Source organism: Gimesia algae, from assembly GCF_007746795.1.
Classification (GTDB): Bacteria; Planctomycetota; Planctomycetia; order Planctomycetales; family Planctomycetaceae; genus Gimesia; species Gimesia algae.
Genome location: NZ_CP036343.1, coordinates 7,252,901 through 7,264,291, shown reverse-complemented (window position 1 = coordinate 7,264,291; position 11,391 = coordinate 7,252,901). Strand labels below are relative to the sequence as shown.

Annotated in this window: 9 protein-coding genes; 4 read left to right on the top strand and 5 right to left on the bottom strand. The window is 52.8% G+C overall.

Features of this window, described 5'->3' with window-relative positions; genetic code table 11:
- Positions 1-25: 25 nt before the first annotated feature.
- Positions 26-973: a TolB family protein gene (locus tag Pan161_RS27375; RefSeq protein ID WP_145231921.1), complete on the bottom strand. Its 948-nt coding sequence runs from the start codon at positions 971-973 to the stop codon at positions 26-28.
- A gap of 45 nt (positions 974-1,018) precedes the next feature.
- Positions 1,019-1,945 carry a TolB family protein gene (locus tag Pan161_RS27370; RefSeq protein ID WP_145231920.1) on the bottom strand — a complete coding sequence of 309 codons (927 nt, stop codon included), beginning with the start codon at positions 1,943-1,945 and terminating at the stop codon, positions 1,019-1,021.
- Between the two features lie 288 nt (positions 1,946-2,233).
- Between Pan161_RS27370 and Pan161_RS27365 the strand changes: the two genes are divergently transcribed.
- Positions 2,234-2,806: a VOC family protein gene (locus Pan161_RS27365; protein WP_197995560.1), complete on the top strand. Its 573-nt coding sequence runs from the start codon at positions 2,234-2,236 to the stop codon at positions 2,804-2,806.
- Between the two features lie 51 nt (positions 2,807-2,857).
- Here Pan161_RS27365 and Pan161_RS27360 read toward each other — a convergent pair whose 3' ends face one another.
- Positions 2,858-4,357 (bottom strand): sigma-54 interaction domain-containing protein, encoded by a 1,500-nt coding sequence (locus Pan161_RS27360; RefSeq protein WP_145231918.1) that lies wholly within the window; start codon positions 4,355-4,357, stop codon positions 2,858-2,860.
- A gap of 482 nt (positions 4,358-4,839) precedes the next feature.
- On the opposite strand from Pan161_RS27360, the gene ispD reads away from it, so the two are divergent.
- Together ispD and Pan161_RS27350 are read left to right on the top strand one after the other, a co-directional pair.
- Positions 4,840-5,610 carry a 2-C-methyl-D-erythritol 4-phosphate cytidylyltransferase gene (gene ispD, locus Pan161_RS27355; RefSeq protein WP_145231917.1) on the top strand — a complete coding sequence of 257 codons (771 nt, stop codon included), beginning with the start codon at positions 4,840-4,842 and terminating at the stop codon, positions 5,608-5,610.
- A 298-nt stretch (positions 5,611-5,908) separates the two neighbouring features.
- Complete coding sequence (locus Pan161_RS27350; protein ID WP_145231916.1) at positions 5,909-6,466, top strand: hypothetical protein; 558 nt, start codon at positions 5,909-5,911, stop codon at positions 6,464-6,466.
- Between the two features lie 75 nt (positions 6,467-6,541).
- Here Pan161_RS27350 and ilvD read toward each other — a convergent pair whose 3' ends face one another.
- Positions 6,542-8,233: a dihydroxy-acid dehydratase gene (gene ilvD, locus Pan161_RS27345; protein WP_145231915.1), complete on the bottom strand. Its 1,692-nt coding sequence runs from the start codon at positions 8,231-8,233 to the stop codon at positions 6,542-6,544.
- Positions 8,234-8,338: 105 nt separating this feature from the next.
- A complete protein-coding gene (locus tag Pan161_RS27340; RefSeq protein ID WP_145231914.1) occupies positions 8,339-8,629 on the bottom strand; it encodes a putative quinol monooxygenase in 291 nt (96 codons plus the stop codon).
- 453 nt (positions 8,630-9,082) lie between these two features.
- On the opposite strand from Pan161_RS27340, the gene Pan161_RS27335 reads away from it, so the two are divergent.
- Positions 9,083-11,086 (top strand): sigma-54-dependent Fis family transcriptional regulator, encoded by a 2,004-nt coding sequence (locus tag Pan161_RS27335; protein WP_232103520.1) that lies wholly within the window; start codon positions 9,083-9,085, stop codon positions 11,084-11,086.
- Positions 11,087-11,391 lie beyond the last annotated feature (305 nt).

Genomic DNA, 11,391 nt, shown 5'->3' with positions numbered 1-11,391 from the left:
ATCCTTGTCTCGAAAGTGTAAGGCTTTAATTTGCAGTTTTAATTGGTGGATTCAGACTAAACAGCAGTTGACCGCCGTCCGGGGTAAAGCTGACATCTCCTTTGAGAGTGGCTTCGAAATTGACGTCGACAGGTTCCGGCGGTTTGTCGTCTGCGGGGTTGAACTGGAGCAGCTGCCGCGGCATTGTCTGGGGGCAGAAAACAATCATTTCACCGACCGGATGCCAGGCAAAATCTGCATAGGGGGCCGTCTTGTGATGGTAATGCACTTTAAAGCCGGCTTGTTTCCCTGCGACGTTGATGGTGGCGACATCGAAGGTTCTGTCTGATGCTTTGCAGCCTTTGAAACAGAGCCACTGACTGTCGGGTGACCAGGCCATATTCCAGTAGACGCTGGTGTAAGGGCTTTCGCCTGGGGGGAAGAGATCGGTTTTCGTGCCCTCAATCAAATCATAAATGCGGATGTTCCCTCTGCCTTTGATCGGAAAACTATAGGCAATTTTTCTGCCATCCGGTGACCACTGCGCGCCCCAGCCTCCTTCGTCAATGAGTGTTCGTTGAGAGCCATCGGCGTGCATAGTGGCGACGCCGTACGGAGCGCGCTGGGAAAACGCAATCCGATTTCCGCCGGGTGACCAGCTGGGCATGGCGCCGGGACCTAGAATTTTCAGATCGCTGCCGTCAGCGTTGACCATGATGATTTTTGCCTGGATTGATGTTTCGCCAGCCTGTGAATTCCAGCCATCGAACAGCAGTTTCTGACCGTCGGCGGAGAAGGCGGGAGATCCAGCAGTATCGAATTCTCCGGGAACCAGGAATAATGCGGGGTCGCCTCCTTCTGCAGGTATTTTATAAAAACGAACGCGGGCAGGTTCTGTCGCGCGTTCATCGGCGGTGGCTGGCATGCTACTCAGGCCGCTGAATAATAACGTTCCGAGAAATAGGCAACTGACGATATGTAAGAAAAAACTCATCCGTCGTCCCTGCTGACTGGGGTTAATCGTATTGAACAGGATTGTCTATTTATCGCGGGCATTGAACAACAGATGTTGTCCATCCGGAGTAAAGGTGACATCGCCGTTGATATTGCCATCGACTGTAATGTCCAGGGGTTCGGGCGGTTTGTCTTCCGCCGGGTTAAACTTGAGCAGTTGTCGCGGTTTGGTGTCGGAACCGAAGACGATCATGTCTCCCTGAGGATGCCAGGCCATATCCTGGTAGGGTGAGACTTTGCTGCGGTAATGGACCTTATAGCCTTCCTGCATGCCGGCGGTATTGACGGTGACGACTTCATACATCTGATCGGCAGCATTGCGTCCCAGAAAGCAGACCCAGTTACTGTCGGGTGACCAGGTCATGTTCCAGGAGATGCTGGAGTAAGGACTTTCGCCTGCAGGGAAGACATCGAACTTGGTATCTTCAATCAGATCATAGATCCTGAGATTGGCTTTGCCGGACGTATAAGCGCGGTAGGCAATTTTTTTACCGTCGGGCGACCATTGGGCACCCCAGGCTCCCGATTCAATCAGCGTACGATTGCTGCCGTCCGCGTTCATGATCGCGACTCCGGAAGGGGAGGGTTGCGAGAAGACAATCCGGTTGCCACCGGGAGAAAAGCTGGGCATGGCGCCGGCCCCGATGATTTTTGGATCAGAGCCATCCGCGTTGGCGACCATGATTTTCACGTTGGAAAAAGTTTCGCCGTCCTGAGATTTCCAGCAGTCGTGTGCCAGTTTCGAACCATCGGGCGAGAAGGTGGGGGAGCCAGTATTATAGTAGTCTTCTGAAACGTAATATTGTTTCGGGTCTTTGCCTTCCGGGCTGGCGATGTAAAACCGGGTGCGGTTGACCTTGGGTTTTTCGTCCGCGTTGAGCCGACCGAGAGTAAGACTCTGCATCACGGTGACTGTGGTGCAGATCATTGCGGCGTACACAACTGATTTCATTTCGAATCCTTTGATCGTTAATGTATATTAAGCCAGAGTTCTCCTGTTTAGCTGTTATAGCATTTTGCAGACTGGGATAAAAGAAAAAAGTGCGGGTGGAATATTCAGAGACTGACGGATCTCAATTTCACAAGATCAATTAATGAACTAAGTCGCGATTTTAAATACTTTTGAGATAACTGATGAGCTCGGGTTGAGGTCTGAATCTGATCAAAGTAGCCTGATGTGAACAAGGCCTGTTTTGTAGATGAAAAAGTGCCTTTTCCAGTTTCATTCAGGAGTATGTCAATGAAGAACCCCAGTTTTGTGAACCGCGAGCTGATCTGCACGACTTTTATTGTATTTGTGGTCAGTGGATTAGCAGCTTTGTCCGCCAGCAGCAAAACTGTTCCCGATGCCGAGTTCGCCAAGTCGACCGTCGATTTCGGAATCGTGGTCAGCGACATCGACAAATCACTTGCGTTTTACAAGGACGCACTCGGGCTCAAAGCACGGGAGCCATTCGAAGTGACTCCGCAGATGGGAGCCGACTCAGGACTGTCGGACAACCTGGCATTCAAGGTGTACCCACTGGTGCTGGAAAATGACAGCACGGCAACGAACGTGAAATTGATGCAGTTTAAAGAGGCACCGGGTAAGAAAGTAGATAACGCGTTTATCCACTCTTCCCTGGGAGTGAGTTATCTGACGATCTATGTCAAGGACACCACCGTTGCTCTGGCACGAGCCAAGGCGTTCGGTGTTGAACCGATTGCCAAAGGCCCGATTGCTCTGCCAGAAGGCTTTCCGAAAGGCATTTATCTGACATTGCTGCGTGACCCCGATGGGAACCTCATCGAACTGGTGGGCCCTAAGAAGTAGCACGTTGATCAGAGCCGACACATTTCATGATGACACTCCCTATGGGTGTCATCATTTTTTTGTGTTCATGCCATACTTCTTCATTTTGTTATACAGGGTCACACGACTGATGCCCAGTGTTTTAGCGGTGTTCGTGCGGCTGTAATTGTTTTTGAACAGAGCCTGTTCGATCAGATCTTTCTCTGTAACTGCCACCTGGTCACCCAGGCGTTCCGAATCGTTCTGTTTGTGATTCAACACGACGGACGGGTCATTGGTCGGGCCAACCAGTCCCATCAGGATATGCGATGGCAGGTTCTCTTTGCGTAAGACTCCTTCGCGGCAGTAGATGACCGAGCGGCGGATCACGTTTTCCAGTTCCCGGACATTCCCGGGCCACGGATACGTGTGCAAAGCTTCCATAAACTCTTCATCAATGCGATCGACGGGAATATTATGTTTGATTGACATCTGATGCACGAAATCATTCGCCAGCACGATAATATCTGACTTACGTCGTCGCAGGGGCAGTACATCGAATTTCAACATGTTCAATCGATAGTACAAGTCAGGCCGAAACTTGCCCTGTTCGACAAGTGGCTGCAGATCCATATTACTGGCGACAACCAGTCGGGCCTGATTGACGTGGGTTTTATTCGATCCAATCGGTTCGAATTCCCCGGTCTCAATCACGCGTAACAGTTTGACCTGCTGCTCGGGACCCAGCACATCAATTTCGTCCAGCAAAACAGTGCCACGACCTGCAGCCAGGAACTTACCGTCTTTGTCTGCATGGGCACTGGTGAAGGCACCACGTACGTGTCCGAACAGTTCACTTTCAATCAGATCGTTCGGCAACGCTCCACAAGCCACATTCAGAAACGGTTCGTTCCGGCGTGGAGAAACATCATGGATCAGACGGGAGAGATAGGTTTTACCGGCACCGGTTTCCCCGATCAGCAGGACGGTCACATCATGCTGCGCGGCGATTTCCAGTTCATTCAGCATGAGCTTCATTTCATGTGAATTGGTTTCGAAGCGACGGGTAATGCCATGCTCGTTGGCTGCCTCTGTTGATTCACGACTGCCGTTCGAAGTGGAAGGACGCTTTGCCATCGTTTTCTTTTCGGGTGTGGAACCAGCAGTCGAAGATCCATGAGCCGCATTCATCACCAGTGTCTGAGTCACAACGACCTTCTCGTCGGGATTCAGGCAGGAGTCGATTTCCAGCAGCAGTTCTGCTTCGCTGGCGAACCCTTTAATGTGCATCATGGAAGTGCAGGCGGTCCGCCGTTCCAGGATTTCGGGACACTCTTCCTCGGTGAGCAGGATGATTTCTGTATCAGGGGCAGCAGACTGAATCATATCGAGCAGATGATCTTCCTGATGTCCGCCCGACAGGAGAAACCGCAGATCGACCAGGATGGAGTCAATCTCCTGTCCACGACATTGTTCGTAGCAGTCTTCGAGGCTGCTGCAGATCGAGAGCTGAAAGGTTTTTTTGAAATGAGCAAGGATCTGCTGCTGAATCACTGTGTCGCGTGTTACCAGAATCAGTGTCGGGAGTTCCATAATGGCTTTCTCTATTTCAAATTCAAAGTGACAAAGTGGTTTCTCAAGGAGGATCGATCAGAGGCCATCAAGTACGGGGAAGTGAATCTGTCTGACCAGTCTGGTTATCGAAGTGCTTCTGTTTTTAAACAAATAGAGTGCCAGACTGTAAAGGTTCTCAGTCACTTGCGAGTTAAGTTGAATGTTGGTAGTGAGTTGCGGTTAGATAAGAAATTTGGGATGGCGAAAAAACGGCACAGATGATGTGGTGAAAAAACATCAGTGGTGTGGTGTGTTGATTTAGATCAACATGATTTCGGCGAAGTTCTATACGCCTGGGAACGCATTCGTCAGGCAGAATGGAATTCGCGAGTGCGTGCTATTGGATGCGGAATTCCGGCTTGTTAAACTTCAGAAACAGAGTGTGAAGAATCGATGTGCCTTCAGAGGATTGAGAGGGCATGTCAGCAGCACGGGGCACAGGTTAACGAGAGGGAAATACAGTGGCGAGCTTCGCAGTCATCTTAGCAGCAGCCGGCAAGAGTTCACGATTTCGATCGAAGGGAGCAGCGGTCCTCGGTACCGGGCCTCAGAAAAAACCGTTCATGGATTTGAAGGGGCGCGCGGTCTGGGTGCGTTCTGCAGAGATCTTTTCGAACCGGGAGGATGTGAAGCAGCTGATCATTACGGTCTCGGCTGAGGATATCGAGTGGTTCAAGCAGAAGTTTCGTCCCAACCTGGCCTTTATGGAAATTGAAATCGTCGCCGGGGGCGCAGAACGGGCGGACTCGGTGCAAAACGCATTGGCGCGGGTCAAATCAGGCATTGATTATGTTGCCATCCACGATGCGGCCCGTCCCTTGATTACGGATAAATGGGTGGGCGAAATCTTTTCTGCTGCGGAAAAACATGATGCCGTGATCCCTGCTGTCCGCGTTTCCAGTACACTCAAACGGGCCGGCAAGGATCTGATGATTCAGGAAACCGTCGATCGCACGGACCTCTGGGCGGCGCAGACACCACAGGTCTTCAAGCGGCAACTGCTGTTAGACGCGTATGCACAGCGCGGCGATTTTCAGGCGACCGACGAAGCGCAACTGGTCGAGCATCTGGGGCATGAGGTCAAAATCGTCGAAGGTTCCCCTTTAAATCAGAAAATTACAACCGCAGCGGACTTCCGGATGGCAGAAGCACTGGTCAATGCGTTGCCTAAACCCAAAGGCATCCAGGCGCTGCATCCATTTGCCGATGAGGAACCCCGGGGGATCTTTTAATCACCCGGACAGAAATCGATGAAACTCTGGTGAATCTGCCAACTCCTGTTTGAGGTTCAGGGGCAGGAAGGTTAATCTGGTGTGTAGCTCTTGTGGCTGGCTCCTGATGTGCTCTGAGGAGCAGGCCCAGTCAACTTGAGCGAAACCGCTTCTTAATTGCGTTGATGACAGGTCAGCAATCTATCTCTGTACTAGAACGCGTCACATTTAATCATAGCGTCTCTCAACCTGTTATACTCGGTCCAAATGTACCTGGAGACGCTACAGTAAAACTGGACACAGTCTAAAGGAAGCCAGCATGAGTTCGACCCCGGAATCCGCAGAAACTTCTGAACCCGCATCAAAGCCGAAGAAAAAGGTTTCGACACAACGCCGTTTGATCTCATGGGTGTTTATCGCGATCCTGCTGGCTGTGGTTTTACTCGAATGGCGGGCCAAATCGTCCCAGGCGAAAACTTTCGAAAGCCTGGGGGCCTCCATGGATGCAGCAGGGAATGCCGGAGAGTTCCCTTTCTCCCAGTTTGAAGAGACAATTCAGGGCAGCCCGGCTACGGAGTTAGATGAATCCGGGGCCATCTTGCGGCTCTACCATTACAAGTGGAATGGTATTTTTAAAACCTACCACTTGCGGGTCCTGGTGAATGATGAGGATCTGGTGGTGACCTATGACACGCTGCCTGAAGGAGACACCGTCAATGGCATGGCCCGGATCTCCAAAAAGAGTATGGAAGAACTGGTGCAGAAGAACAAACAGGAAGTCGCATCGCAGAATCAGGTCGCAGAGACCGCTGCCACTGAAGAGCCGGCAAAAACGAAGGAGCCTGAAAAAGAAGCAGATGCTCCCAAAGACGAATAACCGATAACCCTCAATTAAAAAAACAGCCCGGAACCAGTTTCTGATTCCGGGCTGTTTTCGTTTCTATTTCGCTGTTTACTCGTCGGTGACACAGCCTTCGGAAGCGGATTTCACGTTCTTGATATATTTGTAAAGCGTGCCACGCGTGTATTTGAACGGAGGGGCCGTCCAGGCTTTGCGACGTTCTGCGATTTCTGCATCGCTGACGTCCATATCCAGGCGATTTTTGTCGGCGTCGATGATGACTTTATCGCCGGTTTTGACCAGCGCGATCGGTCCACCATCCTGTGCTTCGGGGGTGATGTGTCCCACGATGAAGCCATGCGATCCCCCCGAGAACCGTCCGTCGGTCAGCAGAGCGACATCTTTACCCAGGCCGGCTCCCATGATAGCAGAGGTCGGGGTCAGCATCTCAGGCATGCCCGGTCCCCCTTTAGGGCCTTCGTAGCGGATGATGATCACATCGCCTTTTTGAATCTTCTTATCTTCGAGGGCCTTGAGCATATCCTCTTCAGAATCGAAGACGTTGGCGGTCCCTTCAAAGACGAGGCCTTCCTTGCCGGTGATCTTGGCGACCGCGCCGGTAGGAGCCAGGTTGCCTTTGAGGATTTGCAGGTGGCCCGTGGGCTTGATCGGGTTTTCCACCGTATGGATAATGTCCTGGCCTGCTTTAAGGCCCGGCAGTTCAGCCAGGTTTTCGGCCAGTGTTTTTCCGGTGACGGTCATGCAGTCGCCGTTGATGAAACCTTTTTCCAGCAGGTATTTGAGGACCGCGGGGGTACCCCCTTGTTCCTGCAGGTCGGCCATCACATATTTACCACTGGGTTTGAAATCGGCCAGCAGGGGGATGCGGTCGCTGACGGCCTGGAAATCATCGATCGTCAGTTCCAGATCGACGGAACGGGCGATGGCCAGCATATGCAGTACGGCGTTGGTGGAACCGCCCAGAGCGACAATCAGGACCATCGCATTTTCGAAGGCTTCGCGGGTCATGATATCACGGGGTTTCAGATCCAGTTCCAGCAGCTTCTTAATGGCGGCACCGGCGCGGATACACTCGTCGAGTTTATCGGGGTGTTCCGCGGGAATGGATGAACTGTAAGGGAGTGACATGCCCAAAGCTTCGATGGCAGAGGACATGGTGTTGGCGGTATACATGCCGCCGCAGGCACCCGCTCCGGGACAGCTTTTCTGTACGATTTCTTTCCGGGTTTCATCTGTGATGGTACCGGCCAGGTATTCGCCGTAAGACTGGAACGCGGAGACAATGTCCAGCTTTTCGTTATTCAGACAACCGGGGGCGATGGTTCCCCCGTAAACCATGATCGAGGGGCGGTTGAAGCGACCCATGGCGATCAGACAGCCGGGCATGTTCTTATCACAGCCAGGCAGCGAAACGTTGGCATCGTACCACTGGGCACAGGTCACGGTTTCAATACTGTCAGCGATCAGGTCGCGGGACTGCAATGAATAAGACATGCCGTCGGTTCCCATGGAAATCCCGTCGCTCACGCCAATCGTATTGAATCGCATCCCGACCAGGCCGGCGGCTTCGACGCCCTCTTTGACCTTCGCAGCCAGTTTATTGAGGTGCATGTTGCAGGAGTTGCCTTCGTACCAGACGCTGGAGATCCCGACCTGGGCTTTGTCCATATCCGCTTCGGTCATGCCGGTGGCATAGAGCATGGCTTGCGAGGCACCCTGGGAACGGGGCTGTGTGATACGGGAGCTGTACTTGTTCAAAATGGGTTGCGAATCGGATGGCATCGACGTGTTTCCTCTAAAGTAATTTCACTATCTATGGTTTGAGTGGGGGGATGAATAACGGGTCTGAGGATCATTCAGGCGTTATCTCTGATGAAAATCAGCCGGTTATTCCAGCAGCATTTTCATGCGATAAGGGACTCGTTCGACACGAGGCAGAATTTGGGGCTGGTAAATCTGAGTGTAGGCTTCGGCTTCGCGATGGGTCTTCCAGGCGTCTTCACTTTCCCAGTGTTCGACAAGCACAAACGTGGCTGGTTCGCCTTCGGAGTGATAGACGTCAAACCGCAGGCAGCCAGGTTCGGTGCGAGACAGGCGACATGCTTCGGTCAGCAGTCCCTGAATTTCCTGTTCGTCAGAGGCGTTTTTTAATGTGAGAATAACATTGAGACAAAACATAATTGTTCTCTTGAATGCAGGAAGATACAGATTGTGACAATGCAAAATACGAAGCTGGATTTTGAGCTCCGGTTATCCCAATACAGTAACACTCTGAAGTCCGAAGTGACAGTAAAGCAGGATTCTTAAACCGCAGGGAACAGCAAATCTCTGGCAACGGTCATAAAATCAGTAATGCCGGATCTGTTCAAATGATTCAATCTCAGGGTGAGACTGCGGGTATTGCGAGTTGTTTGCGGAAATCACGGTCTGGGTTGAGGCTGACGGTCTCATAGTCTACAGGGGGCCTTTGTCAAAAGGGGCCGAAAAATGTGCAAAACGAGTCCACACTTGGATGACGGGTCGCCTTTTGTCTGTTATCATTCCGACAAGGGGCAGAGGCGAATGGATGACAGAAGTCTGCCTGTTGAATCTGATATATGGCTCTTTTGATTCATACTGAGGGAGTACCAGGTGAGTAAGATCGGAACTGCGGAGTGGTTAGACTGGAAGCGACTACCTTTATTTTCCAAATATGATGCGGAAGCGTCCCTGGTTCAGATGTGCGACCGTTTGCTGGAAGAAGCGACGCGGCAGGGATCAGGCGATGACTATGTGCGGCAGTTTCTGCCTCAGCTGGCGACTGAACTTTCGTGTCAGTGGTGCACCCTGATTGAACGGACGCCGGAATGGGAAACCTTGTTCGAATTCGGTCGTAACGCGGCCGGTGGCTTTCCTTCAACTCTGTGTGATGAGGCCTTGGACCGCGATGCCGCCGGACTGTGTGTCGATGAGAACCGGGCCGACTGGTCGTTCATGGCGGCACCACTGGGGGATGTCCGGCCGAGTACGATTCTGCTGGTGGGTGGCAGAGACCTGACTGCGGCCTCACTGAGTGAAGCGATCATTGCGGCCCGCGCACTGGGTTATGCATTGTCGATCGTGGAGCAGCGGGAGAAGCATCTGCGCCGTATCAAACGCCTGCAGACAACATTGCACATCGCCTCCAGTTTTTCCTCAGCCCGCGAAACTCAGCCTCTGCTGGAACTGATCGCCAAAGAAGCGACACGTCTGCTGGAGAGCGAGCGTTCCAGTATTTTCATCTGGGACCGGGAACACAAGCAGGTTGTGGCCTGTCCCGCGCTGGGAGTGGAAGGCAACACGCTGCGGCTGCCCGATGATGTGGGGATTGTCGGTGATGTGATTCGCAGTGGCAAAACAATTTGCGTAGATGATGCCTACAACGACGAGCGGTTTGATCCCAGTGTGGATAAGTCGAGCGGCTTCCGCACCCATAACCTGTTGTGTGTCCCTCTACGGAATAACGCCGGCGAACTGATTGGTGCGTTTGAGGTCATGAATAAGGAGAAGGGCAAAGCCGACTACGATGACGCCGATGCCCAGAGCCTGGAAGAACTGGGTGTGCAGGCGGCAACCGCGCTGGAGAATACCCGCGAAATCGAACAGCTGTCCCGCAGTCGAGATCAACTGACAGAACAGGCCAAACAGAAAGTGCAGGTCATTGGTAAGAGTTCTGCGATCACGGCACTGCGTTCCACGATTGAACGTCTGGCGAGCACGGATCTGCCTGTCTTGATTCTGGGGGAAAGCGGAACCGGGAAAGAAGTGGTCAGCCAGTCCCTGCATTACCAGGGGCCGCGAGCGAATACGCCGTTCATCGCGGTCAACTGTGCGGCTCTGACCGAAACACTGCTCGAAAGCGAGTTGTTCGGCCACGAGAAAGGGGCCTTCACCGATGCCCACGAGACACGGGCCGGCAAGTTCGAACTGGCGGAAGGGGGCACACTCTTTCTGGATGAAATCGGCGACATGAGCCCGGGAGGCCAGGCCAAGCTGTTGCGCGTGCTGGAACAGAAGGTCGTCACTCGCGTGGGTGGTTCGGAAACGATTCCCATCAATGTGCGCGTCGTGGCTGCCACGAATGCGAAGCTGGCGGATGCGGTCCGCGATAAGAAGTTCCGCGAGGACCTGTATTACCGGTTGAGCGTGGTCACACTGGATCTGCCCCCGTTGCGCGATCGTCCGGAAGATGTGATTCTACTGGCCGAGTTTTTCCTGACACAGTTCTGCTCCCAGGCGAATCGTCGCTTATTGAAAGTTTCTGCGGAAGCCAAAAAACGGCTGCAGGCCCATCTCTGGCCCGGCAATGTTCGCGAGCTGCGGAACCTGATGGAGCGGGTCGCGTTCCTGTGTGCCGGCGATCGGGTGGAAGTGGAAGACCTGGCGTTCATTCTGAGTCCGTCCCGCGATTCGGTGGTCGACATGTCCGCCGACCTGAGTCTGAAAGAAGCCTCGCGTCGCTTCCAGCAGGAATACATCCGTCGCACGATCAAACGCGTGGGCGGCAACATGAGCGAGACCGCGAAATGCCTGGGCCTGCATCGGTCGAACCTGTACCGCAAAATGGGCCAGCTGGACATGCACGAAGCCAACGAAGGTGCCGACGACGAGGAGTGAGTTCTACCACGAAAATCACGAAACGACACGAAATGAAAAACAGTGAGTGGGCCCGGATCTAATCCGGGCCCAGCGTAGCGAGCAGGAAATTGACAGTACCAGCGATGAATCCGAGTAAGGTTAAACCCATGAGTTTGCCCTACTGCAAACGGGTTGGTAAAACGCCTGTCGTTCGAACATGTTCACTGTCAGTTTCCTGTGGCAATCCCGGATTGCATCCGGTACAACCAGAAGCTTTAGACTGTGTCCAGCTTTACTGTAGCGTCTCCAGGGCCATTTGGACCGAGTATCATAGATTGTGAGAC

What these genes read in the sequence shown, in the direction of transcription:
- Pan161_RS27375 (WP_145231921.1), bottom strand. Translation starts at nt 973, where the DNA reads ATGAGTTTTTTCTTACATATCGTCAGTTGCCTATTTCTCGGAACGTTA.
- Pan161_RS27370 (WP_145231920.1), bottom strand. Translation starts at nt 1,945, where the DNA reads ATGAAATCAGTTGTGTACGCCGCAATGATCTGCACCACAGTCACCGTG.
- Pan161_RS27365 (WP_197995560.1), top strand. Translation starts at nt 2,234, where the DNA reads ATGAAGAACCCCAGTTTTGTGAACCGCGAGCTGATCTGCACGACTTTT.
- Pan161_RS27360 (WP_145231918.1), bottom strand. Translation starts at nt 4,357, where the DNA reads ATGGAACTCCCGACACTGATTCTGGTAACACGCGACACAGTGATTCAG.
- Pan161_RS27350 (WP_145231916.1), top strand. Translation starts at nt 5,909, where the DNA reads ATGAGTTCGACCCCGGAATCCGCAGAAACTTCTGAACCCGCATCAAAG.
- ilvD (WP_145231915.1), bottom strand. Translation starts at nt 8,233, where the DNA reads ATGCCATCCGATTCGCAACCCATTTTGAACAAGTACAGCTCCCGTATC.
- Pan161_RS27340 (WP_145231914.1), bottom strand. Translation starts at nt 8,629, where the DNA reads ATGTTTTGTCTCAATGTTATTCTCACATTAAAAAACGCCTCTGACGAA.